17 protein-coding genes are annotated in these 19224 nt (G+C 58.6%); 16 read left to right on the forward strand and 1 reads right to left on the reverse strand.

Annotated elements, in window-relative coordinates; all coding sequences use genetic code 11:
* The first annotated feature begins 65 nt into the window (after nt 1-65).
* From GVN17_RS27930 to GVN17_RS27960, 7 genes are all read left to right on the forward strand, one after another.
* Nucleotides 66-896: an ABC transporter substrate-binding protein gene (locus GVN17_RS27930; protein ID WP_166598528.1), complete on the forward strand. Its 831-nt coding sequence runs from the start codon at nt 66-68 to the stop codon at nt 894-896.
* A gap of 22 nt (nt 897-918) precedes the next feature.
* Complete coding sequence (locus GVN17_RS27935) at nt 919-1272, forward strand: DUF4398 domain-containing protein (RefSeq protein WP_166598543.1); 354 nt, start codon at nt 919-921, stop codon at nt 1270-1272.
* Nucleotides 1269-2084, forward strand: coding sequence for an OmpA family protein (locus tag GVN17_RS27940; RefSeq protein WP_166598529.1), 816 nt, complete (start codon nt 1269-1271; stop codon nt 2082-2084). The genes GVN17_RS27935 and GVN17_RS27940 overlap by 4 nt, the downstream gene beginning before the upstream one ends.
* Before the next feature lie 230 nt (nt 2085-2314).
* Entirely contained in the window at nt 2315-3754 is a 1440-nt protein-coding gene (locus tag GVN17_RS27945; RefSeq protein WP_166598530.1) for a PLP-dependent aminotransferase family protein, read from the forward strand.
* Nucleotides 3755-3811: 57 nt separating this feature from the next.
* Nucleotides 3812-4591: a translation initiation factor 2 gene (locus GVN17_RS29835; protein ID WP_306167765.1), complete on the forward strand. Its 780-nt coding sequence runs from the start codon at nt 3812-3814 to the stop codon at nt 4589-4591.
* Between the two features lie 95 nt (nt 4592-4686).
* Complete coding sequence (locus GVN17_RS27955) at nt 4687-4944, forward strand: YkgJ family cysteine cluster protein (RefSeq protein WP_166598531.1); 258 nt, start codon at nt 4687-4689, stop codon at nt 4942-4944.
* Between the two features lie 74 nt (nt 4945-5018).
* The gene (locus tag GVN17_RS27960; protein WP_166598532.1) at nt 5019-5624 is read left to right on the forward strand and encodes an START domain-containing protein; all 606 of its coding nucleotides are present in this window, start codon (nt 5019-5021) and stop codon (nt 5622-5624) included.
* Between the two features lie 87 nt (nt 5625-5711).
* On the opposite strand, the gene gltA is transcribed toward GVN17_RS27960, so the two are convergent.
* Nucleotides 5712-7001: a citrate synthase gene (gltA, locus tag GVN17_RS27965; RefSeq protein ID WP_166598533.1), complete on the reverse strand. Its 1290-nt coding sequence runs from the start codon at nt 6999-7001 to the stop codon at nt 5712-5714.
* Nucleotides 7002-7364: 363 nt separating this feature from the next.
* Between gltA and sdhC the strand changes: the two genes are divergently transcribed.
* The 9 genes from sdhC to sucD all read left to right on the forward strand — a co-directional run bounded on the left by sdhC (nt 7365) and on the right by sucD (nt 18923).
* Entirely contained in the window at nt 7365-7739 is a 375-nt protein-coding gene (gene sdhC, locus GVN17_RS27970; RefSeq protein WP_166598534.1) for a succinate dehydrogenase, cytochrome b556 subunit, read from the forward strand.
* Nucleotides 7733-8101, forward strand: coding sequence for a succinate dehydrogenase, hydrophobic membrane anchor protein (gene sdhD, locus GVN17_RS27975; RefSeq protein ID WP_166598535.1), 369 nt, complete (start codon nt 7733-7735; stop codon nt 8099-8101). Before sdhC ends, sdhD begins: the two co-directional genes overlap by 7 nt.
* A 3-nt stretch (nt 8102-8104) precedes the next feature.
* On the forward strand, nt 8105-9877 hold the full coding sequence (gene sdhA, locus GVN17_RS27980) for a succinate dehydrogenase flavoprotein subunit (protein ID WP_166598536.1): 1773 nt from the start codon (nt 8105-8107) through the stop codon (nt 9875-9877).
* 11 nt (nt 9878-9888) lie between these two features.
* Nucleotides 9889-10593 carry a succinate dehydrogenase iron-sulfur subunit gene (locus GVN17_RS27985; RefSeq protein ID WP_166598537.1) on the forward strand — a complete coding sequence of 235 codons (705 nt, stop codon included), beginning with the start codon at nt 9889-9891 and terminating at the stop codon, nt 10591-10593.
* A gap of 342 nt (nt 10594-10935) precedes the next feature.
* A complete protein-coding gene (locus tag GVN17_RS27990) occupies nt 10936-13767 on the forward strand; it encodes a 2-oxoglutarate dehydrogenase E1 component (RefSeq protein ID WP_166598538.1) in 2832 nt (943 codons plus the stop codon).
* 41 nt (nt 13768-13808) lie between these two features.
* Nucleotides 13809-15047: a 2-oxoglutarate dehydrogenase complex dihydrolipoyllysine-residue succinyltransferase gene (odhB, locus tag GVN17_RS27995; RefSeq protein WP_166598539.1), complete on the forward strand. Its 1239-nt coding sequence runs from the start codon at nt 13809-13811 to the stop codon at nt 15045-15047.
* 167 nt (nt 15048-15214) lie between these two features.
* Nucleotides 15215-16654, forward strand: a complete 1440-nt coding sequence (gene lpdA / locus GVN17_RS28000; protein ID WP_166598540.1) for a dihydrolipoyl dehydrogenase — start codon at nt 15215-15217, stop codon at nt 16652-16654.
* Nucleotides 16655-16869: 215 nt separating this feature from the next.
* Complete coding sequence (sucC, locus tag GVN17_RS28005; RefSeq protein WP_166598541.1) at nt 16870-18036, forward strand: ADP-forming succinate--CoA ligase subunit beta; 1167 nt, start codon at nt 16870-16872, stop codon at nt 18034-18036.
* Complete coding sequence (sucD, locus tag GVN17_RS28010) at nt 18036-18923, forward strand: succinate--CoA ligase subunit alpha (RefSeq protein WP_166598542.1); 888 nt, start codon at nt 18036-18038, stop codon at nt 18921-18923. The genes sucC and sucD overlap by 1 nt, the downstream gene beginning before the upstream one ends.
* Nucleotides 18924-19224: the final 301 nt, after the last annotated feature.

Here is a 19224-nt window from a genome sequence, read left to right on the forward strand (position 1 = left end):
TGATGTGCGCTTTCCACAGCCTCGAATGAGCGGGTTTTTTATTGGATCGGAAAAAGGACGTCGCCATGTCGTTGCCGAAGCGGACGCTGACATCGCTGGTTGCAGGATTGTTGCTGGTGCCATCGATGGCTGTGCTGGCAGCGGGCAAATGTGAACGGCTGGTGGTGACCGGCAGCCCTGATGCGCCTCCTTATATGTGGCGTGATCCGCAGGACCCCAAGCACCTGATGGGCGCCAATGCGGACCTGCTCAAGGAAGCTGCGACGCAGATGGGTGTCAAGATTGAGCTGCTGTATGCGGGTAAGCGCAGCCAGGCGTTGGAAGAAGTGCGCACGGGACGCATGGACCTGCTGGCCGACACGCCGCTGAACAGCAACGAACTTGAATCACTGGATTTCATTCATCCGGCGATCACCCAGAATGAAATCATGGTCTGGACGCGAACCGGCCATGCACAGCCCTTCAATTCATTGGCCGACCTGCATGGCCACCCGGGTGTCATCTCCGAAAAGACCCGAATCACGCCCGGGTTCGACCTCGCCGTGAAAGAGCACCTGACCCTCGAAAAACAGCCCAACCTCACTCAGGCATTTCAGAAACTGATGCTGGGCCAGGCCGAGTTCGTGCTCGCGGGTCGCTACGCGGGCATGGCGCTGACCCAGACGTTAGGGATGTCCAAGGACTTGGTTTCACAGCCTCTGCCGCTGGATCGCCCGGGTCTGTACCTCGCGCTTTCGTTCAACTCGGCCTGCAACGAGCCTTGGTTGCGCGGACAGTTGGCGAAAAAAATGACAGAATTGGCGGCTTCGGGCCGTTCTGCTGACGCCATCTCCCGCAACCTTGAAGTGTGGAAGGCACAGTTGCAGCAGCCGGCCAGCGCCGCCGTCACCCAGTAGGAATGTTTTTTTGAGCGTTTTTTTGAGAATTCGACCTTTATTTGCAGCCGTCGCGATCACCTCCCTGTTTGGCTGTGCCAACGATCCCGCCCCCACCGAGCAACTGAAACTCACCGAGCAGGCCGTTGCCCAAGCCACGGCGGTTGGCGCGACGGACGATGAGCCGGACATGGCCACCGCCCAGAGCAAGCTCGCTCAGGCGCAGGCCAGCGTGGCGGACAAATCCTATAAACAGGCCCGGATGCAAGCTGAGCAGGCTGAGCTCGATGCGCGGCTGGCCGAAGCCAAGGTGCTGACTGAAAAGAGCGACGAACAACTGACGCAAGTGAACACGCGACTGGATCGCCTGCGCAAACAGCTGGGAGCGGCCCAATGAACCGCCTTCCTCGTATGTTGAGTGTGTGCCTGTTGTTGGGTAGCGCCGGTTTGTACGGCTGTGCCGGTCATCAGAACAGTGAAAAAGCGTTGCAGACTGCCAGCGCTGATTTTCAGAAAGTGAAAGGCGACACCAATGTATTGCGCAGCGCACCGAAGGACGTAATCCGCGCGGGCGAACTATTGGGTCGTGCCGAGCGCCTGTCCAGTTATGTAGGCAGTTCGGACGACGTCAGCCATTACGCGTACTTGAGCAGCCGTTACAGCGCCATCGCAGCAGAACACAGTCAGTTATTGCTCAATCAGGAAAAACTGGCCCGTCTGGAGCTGGAGCGCCAGCGCCTGCAATTGGCGCTGCGTGAGGCCAAGCTGTCGGGCGCGCAGCAGCAGGGCAAGTGGGCAGAAGATCAGGTCATCAGCCTGTCCACCCAGCAAAACGAACGCGGTTTGGTCATGACATTGGGCGACATGCTGTTTGACACCGGGCGTGCCGAGCTGAAAACCTCGGCCAATCGTACGGTGCTGAAGGTCGTGCAGTTTCTCCAGTTCAACCCCAAGCGTGTCGTGCGGATCGAGGGCTACACCGATAGCACGGGCGATGCTCAGGAAAATCTGCAACTGTCCCGCGATCGTGCGCAGGCGGTGGCTGATGTGCTGTCGGATCTTGGCATTGAGGATGAGCGCATTCAGGTGGAAGGTTATGGCGATCAATTCCCGGTCGATGTGAACACCTCTGAGCGCGGTCGCGCGCAAAATCGCCGTGTTGAAATCGTCTTTTCAGACGAAAAAGGCAAGCTCAGCGCTGCCCGCTAAAAAATAAGTGTGATCCAGCCCGACTTTTTTTGCGAAAGTCGGGCTTTTTTATGAAAAACGGCCGGGCATTTGGCGCATACGTCACATTAAATTTTCCATCAAACCTAACTAGGACTAGCCGACGGGTTAACTGTCCCCGTACACTTCTCAACTGTTCCGGTGATCGCCCGAGTGCGAAGGTCGGCATAGGCGCTGAATGGCTTCGAAAACGTGTAATCGAGGGACGCGAAATGACCAATCTCCTGCTGTATCAACGCATCGCTCAGCAGTTGGCTGAAGACATTCGGCGGGGCGTTTATCAGCCCGGCGAGCGCGTACCCTCCGTTCGTAAGATGAGTTCGCAGCTCAATGTCAGCCATGCAACCGTGTTGCAGGCCTACGCGAATCTTGAAGATCAGGGGCTGATTCGTGCCCGTCCCCAATCCGGTTATTACGTTCACCAGACCCCGGCGCTGACGGCGCCGACGCCTGACATTGCGCGGGTTGAGCGGCCCGGGCTGGTCACGCGCGCCAGCATCATCCAACAGGTGCTGGTGGAGGCGCGCCGCGAAGGCGTGTTCGCCTTTGGCGCGGCAGTGCCGCACATTGATTACTTGCCGTTACGGGCGCTGCATCAGCAACTGGCCAAAGTCACGCGTTTCCAAAGCCCTCGCGCGTTCAATTACATGTTCAGCCCCGGTTTCGAGCCGCTGCGGCGTCAGGTGGCGATCCGCATGCGCGATGCGGGCGTGGTCGTCGACCCGTCGGAAGTGGTGATCACCCACGGCTGTGTCGATGCGCTGCAAATGTCACTACGTGTGCTGACGAGCCCTGGTGACCTGATCGCTGCAGAATCGCCCACCTATTACGGGCTGCTTCAACTGGCGGATTTGCTGGGTTTGAAGGTTATCGAGATTCCCAGTGACCCGAATACAGGGATCAGCCTGGAAGCGTTGCAACTCGCGGCCAACCAGTGGTCGATCAAGGCGCTCGTGATGACCTCGCGGCTGAGCAACCCGCTTGGCAGTACGATGCCCGAGGAGCGGCAGAAACACCTGCTGCGACTGGCGTCGGACTTCGACATTCAGGTCATCGAAGACGACATCTACGGCGAGCTGATGTACGAGCAAAACAAAACCAAAGCGCTGAAAGCGTTCGACCGGTTGGGTCGGGTCATTTATTGCTCCAGTTTTTCCAAGACATTGTCGCCGGGTGTGCGGATCGGCTGGATGATTGCCGGCAAATATCAGGCGGAAATTCAGCGATTGCAGACTTTCAGCACTCATTCCGCGTGCAGCGTGACGCAGATGGCGGTGGCGTCCTACCTCGAAAATGGTGGTTACGATCGTCATTTGCGCTACATCCGTCAGGAGCATCGGAAAAATCTGAGCGCGTTTCAGCTTGCCGTACAGCAGATGTTTCCTGAGGGCACCCAGATCAGCCGGCCCGCCGGGGGCTTTATCCTGTGGATCAGCCTCCCGGGGCGGGTGAACACGCAAGAATTGCACGTCCGTGCGCTGGAGCAGGGGATCAGCATCGCGCCAGGCTTGATCTTCAGCAACACAGAGCAGTTCAACCACTGCATTCGTCTGAACTGTGGCCTGCCGTGGAATCGTGAAGCGGAGAGGGCGCTCATGACGGTGGGAATGCTTGCCAAGCAGTTGTGCGAGGACATCGGTCAGGCCTGGTGAACTTACAGCGCCTTACATTTGCCACAGCTTCATGGGGCTGGCTGACAGGTCATTCACTTGTCACCGGCCCTGCAACGAGCCAGCATATGGCTTCTGCCTATTTTTTGCCGTCCGATTATGAAATCACTGCGTTGTATCGGTTTGCTGCTGGTGGTGTTGGTCAGTGCCTGTGATGCTGATAAACCCCCCGCGCCTCCCCCGAAAGTTGCCGTTCAAACCCCCGCAGCGCCCGAAGTACCGGCGCCTCCTGCGCCTGTGTCCGTTGCGGCGGCTGTTGATGCAGACAAAGCGCCCGATGCCAAGACAGCGACGGCGCCGACGCCGGTTCATGAGCTGAAACCGAATGTCGGTGTCGTGCCTGTCGTGGCGACTAGCAAATCGGATGGCGCCCGCTCGGAAGCCGCGGCGAAAGTCACCACGCCCGCCAAGGCTGCCGCGGTCGAACAGAAGACTCCCAGCGCGAATGCCAAATCCGCCAAGGTTAAAGCGGATAACGCCGAGGTGGCTAACCGTGCGCCGGTGGCGAGCAAGAGCAAATCGCCAGCGCAGGTGGTGAAAGAGACGCGTCTGCCCAAGGCTGCCCTGGACTTGAGTTTGCCTCCCGATATGGTCAAGCAGCTCGCGCCGCCTCCCGGCGTGATCACTGCGGCCAATAAGCCCAAAGCCCCGAACAGCGGGGCCAAGCCGCTGCTGCCCAAGATGTTTCCTGACGCCAACAGCGATCCTGATTTCCAGCTTCAGGGGCGTCTCCTGAGCAATGAAATGCAGCTTCAACTCCGCAATGAATCGCGCAAGGAAGTGGAGGGCGCGGCCCTGGATTTCAAATTCAAGCAATGACGCTCTCGACTATTTGATCCCTGCGCGCGTTTTCAAACGTGCGTTTAAGCGTTTAAGATCCCCCTTCATTCATCGCCTCGTGTGAGGATGTTTCCATGGAATGCCGTCCGGGCTGCGGTGCTTGTTGCGTCGCGCCTTCAATCTCGTCGCCGATTCCTGGCATGCCCAATGGCAAGCCAGCGGGAGAGCGCTGTGTGCAGCTCTCTACCGACCTGCTGTGCCTGATATTCGGCCACCCTGAACGCCCTGCAGTCTGCAGCCAGTTTTCGGCGGACCCGGACGTCTGCGGCAGCGATTCTGAGGAGGCGGTGCGATTAATTGGCTGGTGGGAGCAGGCCACCTCGGTCGCCTGATGAGCAGAGCAGATGTAACAACGGCAGTGCACGATGCTGAATGCACCTGAACTACAGACAAGAAGGAATAAGATATGGGTTCGCTGTACCGGATCGCGCTTGGACTTGGAATGACTGTACTGGTGGCGGGCATGGCCCAAGCCGAGGACTGGAAAGTCGCCAAGCAAGAAGACGGCATCAAAGTGTCGCTCAGTGATGTCCCAGGCTCGCAGTACAAGGCCTATCAGGGCATCGCCACTATCAAGGCAAGTGTGGCGAAGCTGCGCAGTCTTCAGGAAGACGTCGCCGGTGCCTGTGCATGGGTGCATGAGTGCAAGGCGCAGAAAATTCTCAAGCACGAAGGCGACAAGACTTGGACCTACACACAGTTCAATACGCCATGGCCCGTGACCCCTCGGGATTCGGTGTTGCAGATCACCACGGTCGAAGGCGCTGATGGCAGCCTGACGCGCAACTTGCTGGGTCAACCCAACTACATTCCGGAAGAAAAAGGCTTCGTGCGGGTTACTCAGGTCGAGGGTTACTGGAAGCTGGTCCCCAAAGGCCCGAACGAGACAGAAGTGACCTATCAGGTACACACCGAGCCCGGTGGTAGCGTGCCGTCGTGGCTGGCCAACAAGTTTGTCGTGGACGCGCCGTTCAACACGCTGAAAGCGCTGCGTGAGCGTGCTGCGAAGTGATCGTCTGACCGATACAGTTTTTGCGGGAATAAAAAAGGCTGCCACTGGCAGCCTTTTTTATGGGATGTCGCTTGCTGGCGTTTGCGCTTACTTGCGGTCGGCCAGGGCAACGATGTCGCGGGAGACCTCGCCGGTGTACAGCTGGCGTGGACGGCCAATCTTGTACGGGCTGGAGAGCATTTCCTTCCAGTGCGAAATCCAGCCGACGGTGCGTGCCAGGGCGAAGATCACGGTGAACATGCTGGTAGGAATGCCGATCGCTTTCAGGATGATGCCTGAGTAGAAGTCGACGTTCGGGTACAGCGAGCGCTCGATGAAGTACGGATCGGTCAGGGCGATCTCTTCGAGGCGCATGGCCAGTTCCAGCTGCGGGTCGTTGGTGATGCCCAGCTCGCGCAGAACTTCGTCGCAGGTCTGTTTCATCACGGTGGCGCGCGGGTCGCGGTTCTTGTAAACGCGGTGACCGAAGCCCATCAGCTTGAACGGATCGTTCTTGTCCTTGGCCTTGGCGATGAATTTGTCGATGTTCGAGACATCGCCGATCTCATCGAGCATGGTCAGCACGGCTTCGTTGGCGCCGCCGTGGGCAGGGCCCCACAATGCAGCGATACCGGCAGCGATACAGGCGAACGGGTTGGCGCCCGAGGAGCCCGCCATGCGGACGGTGGAGGTCGAAGCGTTCTGTTCGTGGTCGGCATGGAGGATGAAAATCCGGTCCATGGCCTTCGCCAGCGTCGGGCTGATCGGTTTGATCTCGCACGGCGTGTTGAACATCATGTGCAGGAAGTTTTCCGCGTAGCTCAGGTCATTGCGCGGGTACATCATGGGTTGACCCATGGAGTACTTGTAGACCATTGCGGCCAGGGTCGGCATCTTGGCGACCAGGCGGATTGCGGAAATTTCGCGGTGCTGCGGGTTATTGATGTCCAGCGAGTCGTGGTAGAACGCCGAGAGGGCGCCGACTACACCGCACATGACAGCCATCGGGTGAGCGTCGCGACGGAAACCGTTGAAGAAGGTTTTCAGCTGTTCGTGCACCATGGTGTGATTCTTCACGGTGACGACGAATTGGGCCTTTTGCTCGGCGGTTGGCAGTTCGCCGTTCAGCAGCAGGTAGCAGGTTTCCAGGTAGTCCGACTGTTCGGCCAACTGCTCGATCGGGTAGCCACGATGCAGCAGAATGCCGTTATCACCGTCGATATAGGTGATCTTGGATTCGCATGAGGCGGTCGACATGAAGCCTGGGTCGAATGTGAAGCGTCCGGTGGCGGTCAGGCCGCGTACGTCGATTACATCGGGACCAACGGTGCCGGTCAGAATGGGCAGCTCGACGGGGGCTGCGCCCTCGATGATCAACTGCGCTTTTTTGTCAGCCATGTGGCCTCCTATTAATGCTTCAAATCATCAGACAGGCCCCCCACGCAGGGCCCGCATCACTATAGTGAGATAAATTCTAAAGTCAATTTGCCAAAAGCGTTGTGGCAGAAGGCTTTAACCCAAGGTTTTCCTCGAATTTCCCTGCCATTTACGCCTTTTATCGCGCTAAAGCAATCCGCCATTAGGGGCGGGTCTGTGCGTTGTCATTAGCGGGCTAACTGTCTATACTCGGCACCCGACCGCCAGGGGCTTGCAGGCCCGTTTTTCTGGGTGTCGTCACTTCCTGGGTAGTGGGTACCTGACCAGTGCACTTCCCAACAACTTGCCCTGATTGTTAGGGGCTCTTCAGTGTGAAAAAAAGCCGTGAAAAGCCAACGACCTGTAAACCTAGACCTAAGGACCATCAAACTCCCCATCACTGCGATCACGTCGATCCTTCACCGCATCTCCGGCATCATCCTCTTCATCGGCCTTGTCTTCATGCTCTACGCATTGAGCAAGTCGCTGGGTTCTGAAGAAGGCTTTGCCGACATGAAGGCGACCTTGACCAGCCCTCTGGCCAAGTTCATCGCATGGGGGCTTCTGTCCGCCCTGCTGTATCACCTTGTGGCAGGTGTTCGTCACCTGATCATGGACACGGGTGTCGGTGAGACGCTGGAAGGCGGCAAGCTGGGCTCGAAAATCGTCATCGCCATCTCCGTGGTGCTGATCGTTCTGGCGGGAGTTTGGATATGGTAACCAGCGTTACGAACCTGTCTCGTTCGGGCCTCTACGACTGGATGGCGCAACGCGTCTCCGCTGTAGTGCTCGCGGCTTATTTCATTTTCCTGATCGGATACCTGGTCGCGCACCCTGGCATCGACTATGCCACGTGGCACGGTCTGTTCTCCCATAACGGAATGCGCATTTTCAGTCTGCTGGCCCTGGTTGCCCTGGGCGCTCACGCCTGGGTTGGCATGTGGACCATCGCGACCGACTACCTGACTCCCATGAGTTTCGGCAAGTCCGCGTTGACCGTGCGTTTCCTGTTCCAGGCGGTATGCGGCGTCGTGATGTTCGCGTACTTCGTCTGGGGTGTGCAGATTCTTTGGGGTATCTGATTCATGGCTAACATCAATACACTTTCATTCGACGCCATCATCATTGGTGGCGGCGGTGCGGGCATGCGCGCTGCGTTGCAGTTGGCGCAGGGTGGTCACAAGACCGCTGTCGTCACCAAGGTCTTCCCGACCCGCTCCCACACCGTATCCGCACAGGGTGGCATCACCTGCGCCATCGCCTCGGCCGACCCGAACGATGACTGGCGCTGGCACATGTACGACACCGTCAAGGGTTCCGACTACATCGGCGACCAGGACGCGATCGAATACATGTGTCAGGAAGGTCCGGCAGCCGTTTACGAGCTGGACCACATGGGTATGCCGTTCTCGCGTACCGAACAAGGTCGTATCTACCAGCGCCCGTTCGGTGGTCAGTCGAAGGACTTCGGCAAGGGCGGCCAGGCTGCTCGTACCTGCGCAGCGTCGGACCGTACCGGTCACGCACTGCTGCACACCCTGTACCAGGGCAACCTGAAAGCCGGCACCACGTTCCTGAACGAGTACTACGCTGTAGACCTCGTGAAGAACGCTGAAGGCGCATTCGTCGGCGTGATCGCCATCTGCATCGAAACCGGCGAAACCATGTACATCAAGGCCAAGGCCACTGTACTGGCCACCGGCGGCGCGGGTCGTATCTACGCATCCACCACCAACGCCCTGATCAACACCGGTGACGGTATCGGCATGGCGCTGCGTGCAGGCGTTCCGGTTCAGGACATCGAAATGTGGCAGTTCCACCCGACTGGCATCGCCGGCGCAGGTGTACTGGTCACCGAAGGTTGCCGTGGTGAAGGCGGTTACCTGATCAACAAGCACGGCGAGCGTTTCATGGAGCGCTACGCGCCTAACGCCAAGGACCTTGCAGGTCGTGACGTTGTGGCCCGTTCGATGGTTAAAGAAATCATCGCTGGCAACGGTTGCGGTCCTAACGGCGACCACGTGATGTTGAAGCTGGATCACCTGGGTGAGGAAGTGCTGCACAGCCGCCTGCCAGGTATCTGTGAGCTGTCCAAGACCTTCGCGCACGTTGACCCGGTTGTCGCGCCAGTCCCCGTCGTTCCAACCTGCCATTACATGATGGGCGGCGTTGCCACCAACATCCATGGTCAGGCCATGACAATGGACGCCGAAGGCAAGGACGCGATCATCCCTGGTCTGTTCGCTGTCGGTGAAGTGGCGTGCGTATCGGTTCACGGTGCCAACCGTCTGGGCGGCAACTCGCTGCTCGACCTGGTCGTGTTCGGCCGCGCTGCTGGCCTGCACCTTGAAAAAGCGCTGACCGACGGCATTGAGTACGATGAAGCGACCCAGGCCGATATCGACCTCGCGCTGAGCCGTCTGAATGCACTGAACGAGCGTACCGATGGCGAAGACGTCGCTACCCTGCGTCGCGAGCTGCAAAGCTGCATGCAGAACTACTTCGGCGTATTCCGTACCGGCGAATACATGAAGAAGGGCATCGAGCAATTGGCTGATCTGCGTGCGCGCATCGCCAACGTCAAGATCAACGACAAATCCCAGGGCTTCAACACCGCGCGTATCGAAGCGCTGGAGTTGCAGAACCTGCTGGAAGTCGCTGAAGCCACGGCAATTGCTGCCGACACGCGTACCGAATCCCGCGGCGCTCACGCCCGTGAAGACTTCGAAGACCGTGATGACGTCAACTGGCTGTGCCACACCCTGTACTACCCGGGTGAAAAGCGGGTTGCCAAACGTGCAGTCAACTTTGCGCCGAAGACCGTTCCGGCGTTCGAACCAAAAGTACGGACTTACTAAGGGTGGCCGCTATGTTGAAAGTCGAAGTTTATCGTTACAACCCCGACAGCGACTCGGCGCCTAAAACCCAGGTGTTCGAAGTCGATACCGGTGGCAAAGACCTGATGGTGCTGGACGTACTGGCACTCATCAAAGAGCAGGACGAAGGTTTCTCGTACCGTCGTTCCTGCCGTGAAGGTGTTTGCGGTTCCGACGGCATGAACATCAACGGCAAGAACGGCCTGGCGTGCATCACGCCGCTGTCTGCCGTGGTGAAAAACAACAAGCTGGTGGTGCGTCCGCTCCCTGGTTTGCCGGTCATTCGTGACCTGGTCGTCGACATGAGCATCTTCTACAAGCAGTACGAGAAGGTGAAGCCATTCCTGCAGAACGACACGCCGGCTCCGGCCATCGAGCGTCTGCAGTCGCCTGAAGAGCGTGAGAAGCTGGACGGTCTGTACGAGTGCATCCTGTGCGCTTGCTGCTCGACTTCCTGCCCTTCGTTCTGGTGGAACCCCGACAAGTTCCTCGGTCCAGCAGCACTGCTGCAAGCCTATCGTTTCCTGGCTGACAGCCGTGACACCAAGACCCAGGAGCGCCTCGCATCGCTGGACGATCCGTTCAGCGTATTCCGTTGCCGCGGAATCATGAACTGCGTGAACGTTTGCCCGAAAGGCCTGAACCCAACCAAGGCTATCGGTCACGTACGCAGCATGCTTCTCACCAGCGGTATCTGATGTTCCGGCCCGTAAGCGTGAAGCGTTACGGGCCGGTTCGTTGCACCTTGTGGCATCGATGCACGCAACAGATGCATGGCAGTATTTGAAATGTTGTACCCGTAAACGCTACGGCGCAGGCTTCAACCGGCGCTGTAGTTTTAACCTGAGCAGCGGTCATATGGCCGCGGCTCTTATTTTGAAGAAATGAGACCAGCAGGGGCATCCGGGCTGGTACCCGGACTATCTGCGTGATCCCTGGCGACTCGGTGCAGTCGGCGAATTGATACATTCGCTGAACCGCCGTGTGAGTTTGCCTTGGTGTCGACGTCGATGGTGTCCCCTAACCGAGGGTGACCAAGCATGCAAGAAAGCGTGATGCAGCGCATGTGGAACAGCGCCCACCTTTCCGGTGGTAACGCTGCCTATGTGGAAGAGCTCTATGAGCTTTACCTGCACGACCCTAACGCTGTGCCAGAAGAGTGGCGCACCTACTTTCAGACGCTGCCTGCAGAAGGTGGCACTGCCAACGATGTATCGCACTCTACGGTTCGCGATCATTTCGTGTTGCTGGGCAAAAACCAGCGCCGCGCCCAACCGGTCTCCGCCGGTAGCGTGAGCAGCGAGCACGAGAAGAAGCAAGTCGAAGTCCTGCGACTGATCCAGGCATTCCGTATGCGCGGCCATCAGGGTGCGCAACTCGATCCTCTGGGTTTGTGGAAGCGTACTGCGCCAGCTGACCTGTCGATCAACCATTACGGCTTGACCAACGCTGACCTCGATACCACCTTCCGTGCCGGCGACCTGTTCATCGGCAAGGAGGAGGCGAGCCTACGCGAAATCGTCGAAGCCTTGCAGAAGACATATTGCCGCACCATCGGTGCCGAGTTCACGCACATCGTGGATTCGAACCAGCGCAACTGGTTCATGCAGCGCCTCGAAAGCGTGCGTGGCCGTCCAGCATACTCCGCCGACATTCAGAGCCATCTGCTCGAGCGCGTCACCGCGGCTGAGGGTCTGGAAAAATACCTGGGCACCAAATACCCGGGCACCAAGCGTTTCGGTCTGGAAGGGGGCGAAAGCCTCATCCCGATGCTGGACGAACTGATCCAGCGTTCCGGTTCCTACGGCACCAAGGAAATCGTTATCGGCATGGCCCACCGTGGCCGTCTGAACGTGCTGGTCAACACCTTCGGCAAGAACCCGCGCGAGCTGTTCGATGAGTTCGAAGGCAAGAAGAAGGTCGAGCTGGGTTCCGGTGACGTGAAATACCACCAGGGCTTCTCGTCCAACGTGATGACCACCGGTGGCGAAGTTCACCTGGCCATGGCGTTCAACCCGTCCCACCTGGAGATCGTTTCTCCGGTGGTCGAAGGTTCCGTGCGCGCGCGTCAAGACCGCCGCAACGACACCACGGGTGAGAAGGTTCTGCCGATTTCCATCCATGGTGACGCTGCGTTCGCAGGCCAGGGCGTGGTTCTGGAAACCTTCCAGATGTCGCAGACCCGTGGCTTCAAGACCGGTGGCACGATTCACATCGTGATCAACAACCAGGTCGGCTTCACCATCAGCAACCAGGAAGACTCGCGCTCCACTGAGTACGCGACCGACGTTGCCAAGATGATTCAGGCACCGATTCTCCATGTGAATGGCGATGACCCTGAAGCGGTTCTGTTCGTGACCCAGCTGGCCATCGACTACCGCATGCAGTTCAAGCGTGACGTGGTGATCGACTTGGTCTGCTACCGTCGTCGCGGCCACAACGAAGCGGATGAGCCAAGCGGCACCCAGCCACTGATGTACCAGCAGATCGCCAAACAGCGCACCACCCGTGAGCTGTATGCCGATGCACTGGCTGCCGGTGGCATCCTCGCGGCCGAAGCGGCTCAGACCAAGGTCGACGAGTACCGCAACGCGCTGGACAACGGCATGCACGTTGTGAAGAGCCTGGTCAAAGAGCCTAACAAGGAACTGTTCGTCGATTGGCGTCCATACCTGGGCCACGCCTGGACCGCACGTCACGACACCCGTTTCGACCTGAAGACCCTGCAGGAACTGTCGGCCAAGCTGATGGAACTGCCGGAAGGCTTCGTGGTTCAGCGTCAGGTCCAGAAGATCTACGAAGACCGCCAGAAGATGCAAGCCGGTGGCCTGCCGATCAACTGGGGTTATGCCGAAACCATGGCCTACGCCACGCTGGCGTTCGAAGGTCACCCGGTGCGTATCACCGGTCAGGACGTTGGTCGCGGTACGTTCTCGCACCGTCACGCCGTGCTGCACAACCAGAAAGACGCCGCTACCTACGTGCCTCTGCAGAACCTGTATGCCGGTCAGCCTCGCTTTGACCTGTACGACTCGTTCCTGTCGGAAGAAGCGGTACTGGCATTCGAATACGGCTACTCGACCACCCAGCCAAATGCGCTGGTGATCTGGGAAGCCCAGTTCGGTGACTTCGCCAACGGTGCACAGGTCGTGATCGACCAGTTCATCACCAGCGGTGAGCACAAGTGGGGCCGTCTGTGCGGTCTGACCATGCTGTTGCCTCACGGCTACGAAGGTCAGGGTCCGGAGCACTCTTCGGCGCGTCTGGAGCGTTACCTGCAGCTGTGCGCCGAGCACAACATTCAGGTGTGCATGCCGACCACCCCGGCCCAGATCTACCACCTGTTGCGCCGTCAGGTGATTCGTCCGCTGCGCAAACCGCTGATCGTGCTGACGCCGAAGTCGCTGCTGCGCCACAAGCTGGCCATTTCGACCCTTGAGGATCTCGCCGAAGGTTCGTTCCAGACCGTCATCCCGGAAATCGACACCCTCGATCCGGCCAAGGTGACTCGCCTGGTTCTGTGCAGTGGCAAGGTCTACTACGACCTGCTGGAAAAACGCCGTGCCGAAGGCCGCGAAGATATCGCCATCGTGCGTATCGAGCAGCTCTACCCGTTCCCGGAAGACGACCTGATGGAGGCCATCGCGCCTTACACCAACCTGACCAACGTGGTCTGGTGTCAGGAAGAGCCGATGAACCAGGGCGCCTGGTACAGCAGCCAGCATCACTTGCGCCGCAGCATTGGCAACCACAACCGCAACCTCGTTCTTGAGTATGCCGGTCGTGATGCTTCTGCCGCGCCTGCATGTGGCTACGCTTCGATGCACGCCGAACAGCAGGAAAAACTGCTGCAAGACGCGTTCACTGTTTAACGCCTTCGCGCACTAGAAACCGAATTAAGGAATTACAGACAATGGCTATTGAGATCAAAGCCCCCTCTTTCCCGGAATCCGTTGCCGACGGCACCATTTCCAAATGGCACAAACAGCCGGGCGAAGCGGTAAAACGTGACGAGCTGCTGGTTGACATCGAAACCGACAAAGTCGTGCTCGAAGTGCTGGCCGAAGCCGACGGCGTTCTGGCTTCCATCGTGAAAGGCGAGGGCGACACCGTCCTGTCCAACGAACTGATCGCTACTCTGGACGCAGGCGCCACTGCATCGGCTGCTCCGGCTGCCGCTGCTGCACCCGCTGCTGCACCTGCCGCCGCTCCAGCCGCTGCTCCGGCTCCGGCTGCTGGCGACGAAGACGCCATCGGTGCTCCGGCTGCCCGCAAACTGGCCGAAGAAAACGGCATCAACCTGTCCAGCGTCAAAGGCACTGGCAAAGATGGCCGCGTGACCAAGGAAGACGTGGTCGCTGCCATCGAAGCGAAGAAATCCGCTCCGGCTGCTGCACCTGCTGCCAAGCCTGCCGCAGCGCCTGCTGCTCCTGTGTTCGCCGCTGGCGACCGCACCGAGAAGCGCGTTCCGATGACTCGTGTTCGTGCCACCGTCGCCAAGCGTCTGGTCGAAGCCCAGTCGAACATGGCCATGCTGACCACCTTCAACGAAGTCGACATGACTGAAGTCATGGCCCTGCGTTCGAAGTACAAAGACCTGTTCGAGAAGTCCCACAACGGCGTGCGCCTGGGCTTCATGTCGTTCTTCGTCAAGGCTGCTACCGAAGCGCTGAAACGCTTCCCGGCTGTCAATGCGTCGATCGACGGCACCGACATCGTCTACCACGGTTATGCCGACGTCGGCGTTGCGGTCTCCAGCGACCGTGGCCTGGTGGTACCGGTTCTGCGTAACGCCGAGCACATGAGCCTGGCTGAAATCGAAGGCGGCATCGCCACCTTCGGCAAGAAAGCCCGTGACGGCAAACTGTCCATCGACGAGATGACCGGTGGTACCTTCACCATCACCAACGGTGGTACTTTCGGTTCGATGATGTCGACCCCGATCGTCAACCCGCCACAAGCGGCCATCCTGGGCATGCACAACATCCTGCAGCGCCCTATGGCGATCAATGGTCAGGTTGTCATCCGTCCGATGATGTACCTGGCGCTGTCCTACGATCACCGCTTGATCGACGGTAAAGAAGCTGTGACCTTCCTGGTGACCATCAAGAACCTGCTGGAAGATCCGGCTCGTCTGTTGCTGGACATCTAAAAAGCAGCCCCGAGTTGCAAGCTGCACGCTTCAAGTCAGAAGCAGAGCGGCGTGTGGCTCGGGGAGCTTGGATTGCCCTTATGTACAGGTCGCGAGTTGAATCTGCAGATCTACGCAGATCAGCTTGCAGCTTGCAGCTTAAAGCTTGTAGCTAAAGGAACTTTGTTATGTCCCAGAAATTCGACGTGGTAGTGATTGGCGCAGGCCCTGGCGGTTATGTGGCCGCCATCAAGGCTGCGCAACTTGGTCTCAAGACTGCCTGCATCGAGAAGTATCAGGATAAAGAGGGCAAACTGGCCCTCGGCGGTACCTGCCTGAACGTAGGTTGCATCCCGTCCAAGGCGCTGCTGGACAGCTCCTGGAAATTCTACGAAGCCAAGAACCAGTTCAACGTTCATGGCATCTCGATTTCCGGCGACGTGCAAATGGACGTGGCCGCGATGGTTGGTCGCAAGTCCCAGATCGTCAAAGGCCTGACCGGCGGCGTCGCCAGCCTGTTCAAGGCAAACGGCGTCACTTCCCTGCAAGGTCACGGCAAGCTGCTGGCCGGCAAGAAAGTCGAGCTGACCAAGCCTGACGGCACCACTGAAGTCATCGAAGCCGACAACATCATCCTGGCGTCCGGCTCGCGTCCGATCGACATTCCACCGGCTCCGGTCGACCAGAACGTTATCGTCGACTCCACCGGCGCCCTGGAATTCCAGACCGTGCCTGAGCGTCTGGGCGTGATCGGTGCTGGCGTCATCGGCCTGGAACTGGGTTCGGTGTGGTCGCGTCTGGGTTCCAAGGTCACCGTTCTGGAAGCGCTGGAGAAGTTCCTGCCGGCCGCTGACGAAGCCGTTTCCAAGGAAGCGCAGAAGACGTTCACCAAGCAGGGTCTGGACATCAAACTGGGCGCTCGCGTGACCGGTTCGAAAGTCAACGGCAATGAAGTGGTCGTCAACTACACCGACAAAGACGGTGAGCAGAACATCACCTTCGATCGCCTGATCGTGGCCGTGGGCCGTCGTCCGGTGACCACCGACCTGTTGGCCTCCGACAGCGGCGTCGACATCGACGAGCGCGGTTTCATCTTCGTCAACGATCAGTGCGAGACCAGCGTTCCTGGCGTCTACGCGATCGGTGACGTGGTTCGCGGTCTGATGCTGGCGCACAAGGCGTCGGAAGAAGGCATCATGGTCGTCGAGCGCATCAAGGGTCACAAGACCCAGATGAACTACGACCTGATCCCTTCGGTTATCTACACTCACCCGGAAATCGCGTGGGTCGGTAAAACCGAACAGACCTTGAAGGCCGAAGGTGTCGAGGTTAACGTCGGTCAGTTCCCATTCGCGGCCAGCGGCCGTGCCATGGCAGCGAACGACACTGGCGGTTTTGTCAAAGTCATCGCTGATGCCAAGACTGACCGTGTACTGGGTGTACACGTCATTGGTCCAGGCGCAGCAGAACTGGTTCAGCAGGGTGCAATCGGCATGGAATTCGGCACCAGTGCCGAAGACATCGGCATGATGGTGTTCTCGCACCCAACGCTGTCCGAAGCCTTGCACGAAGCTGCTCTGGCAGTGAATGGCCACGCCATCCACATCCAGAACAAGAAAAAGCGCTAACAAAAGACGCTAAGAAAAACCACGACGGACCGCCCGTCGCAGGCCTTGTTCGCAGGGTCTGCCGCGGAAGGTCGGTCGGACTCGAACTCCCGGCGGATTTCACTCCTGCGTTTACATGCAGGCGTGCGACCTTCCGGGAGAAGCGGTCACAGGTGGTGCGGCACGCATAGACGAGCAGCACCGAAGCGCAGTACCTAACGAAGACGGTAATAAGCATGAATCTTCACGAGTATCAGGGTAAGCAGCTGTTTGCTGAATATGGCCTGCCAGTATCCAAGGGCTTTGCAGTAGACACCCCGGAAGCAGCAGCAGAAGCGTGCGACAAGATCGGCGGAACCGAGTGGGTTGTCAAAGCCCAGGTTCACGCAGGTGGTCGCGGTAAAGCGGGCGGCGTAAAGCTCGTCAAGAGCAAAGAAGACGCAGCTGCGTTCGCTCAACAGTGGTTGGGCAAGCGTCTGGTCACTTACCAGACTGATGCCAACGGTCAGCCAGTCACCAAGATCCTGGTTGAATCCTGCACTGACATCGCCAAAGAGCTGTACCTGGGCGCTGTAGTCGATCGTTCGAGCCGTCGTATCGTGTTCATGGCTTCCACCGAAGGTGGCGTGGACATCGAGAAAATCGCTCACGACACGCCTGAGAAGATTCTCAAAGCAACCATCGACCCACTGGTTGGCGCTCAGCCATTCCAGGGTCGCGAGCTGGCATTCCAGCTGGGTCTGGAAGGCAAGCAGGTTGCGCAGTTTGCCAAGATCTTCGTCGGCCTGGGCAAGCTGTTCCAGGACCACGACCTGGCCCTGCTCGAAGTGAACCCGCTGGTGATCAAGGCTGACGGCGATCTGCACTGCCTCGACGCCAAGATCAACATCGACGCCAACGCCATGTATCGCCAGCCAAAGCTGAAGACTTTCCACGACCCATCGCAAGATGACCCGCGTGAAGCCCATGCTGCCAAGTTCGAACTGAACTACGTCGCACTGGAAGGCAACATCGGCTGCATGGTCAACGGTGCTGGCCTGGCCATGGGTACCATGGACATCGTCAACCTGCACGGCGGCAAGCCAGCCAACTTCCTCGACGTAGGTGGTGGCGCTACCAAAGAGCGCGTGACCGAAGCGTTCAAGATCATTCTGTCCGACACCAACGTCGCTGCAGTACTGGTCAACATCTTCGGCGGCATCGTTCGTTGCGACATGATTGCCGAAGGCATCATCGGTGCAGTGAAAGAAGTTGGCGTGAAAATCCCGGTTGTTGTTCGTCTGGAAGGCAACAACGCTGACCTGGGCGCTAAAGTACTGGCGGAAAGCGGCTTGAACATCATCGCTGCAACCAGCTTGACCGACGCTGCTCAACAAGTTGTCAAAGCTGCGGAGGGCAAATAATGAGCGTCCTGATCAATAAAGACACCAAAGTTATCTGCCAGGGCTTCACCGGCTCCCAAGGTACTTTCCACTCCGAACAAGCCATCGCCTACGGCACCAAGATGGTTGGCGGCGTGACCCCGGGCAAAGGTGGCACCACTCACCTGAACCTGCCAGTGTTCAACACCGTTCGTGAAGCCGTAGAAACCACTGGCGCCACCGCCAGCGTTATCTACGTACCGGCTGCATTCTGCAAGGACTCGATCCTGGAAGCAGCGTTCGGCGGCATCAAGCTGATCATCTGCATCACCGAAGGTATCCCTACCCTCGACATGCTGGATGCCAAGGTCAAGTGCGACGAGCTGGGTGTTACCCTGATCGGCCCTAACTGCCCAGGCGTGATCACTCCGGGCGAGTGCAAGATCGGCATCATGCCAGGTCACATTCACTTGCCAGGTAAAGTCGGTATCGTGTCGCGTTCCGGCACCCTGACTTACGAAGCTGTGAAGCAGACCACTGACGCCGGTTTCGGTCAGTCGACTTGCGTGGGTATCGGTGGTGACCCGATCCCAGGCTCGAACTTCATCGACATCCTGAAGCTGTTCCAGGAAGACCCGAAGACCGAAGCGATCGTGATGATCGGTGAGATCGGCGGTTCGGCTGAAGAAGAAGCGGCTGCCTACATCAAGGCAAACGTGACCAAGCCGGTTGTTTCCTACATCGCGGGTGTGACTGCTCCTCCGGGCAAGCGCATGGGCCACGCAGGTGCAATCATCTCCGGCGGTAAAGGCACTGCAGACGAGAAATTCGCTGCGCTGCAAGACGCAGGCGTGAAAACCGTGCGTTCGCTGGCAGACATCGGCAAGGCTTTGGCTGAGCTGACCGGTTGGGAAGTGAAGAAGGCCTGATTGCCTTTGATCGCTGACTGATCGACAAAAGCCACCTTCGGGTGGCTTTTGTGTTTTTGGTGGCTGAGGTTTAAGTGAATAGCCATTCGCGGTGGTGTTGCTGATATCGGTTCCGCTCTTACAGCGGGTCACTTTTCTTTCGGGAAAAGTAACCAAAACCATTTGCTCCTGGCTTGGCCCTGACTTCGTCAGGGTTCCCTCTCTCCGGCGACGCTCCGTGGGCGCGCGCCGAACGGACATCCATGTCCTTGCGGCGCTCTCGCGGCATCCATGCCGCTCGACCCACTCCGCGCCGCCTGCG

It is taken from the genome of Pseudomonas sp. SLFW (assembly GCF_009905615.1).
Taxonomy (GTDB): Bacteria; Pseudomonadota; Gammaproteobacteria; order Pseudomonadales; family Pseudomonadaceae; genus Aquipseudomonas; species Aquipseudomonas bambusae.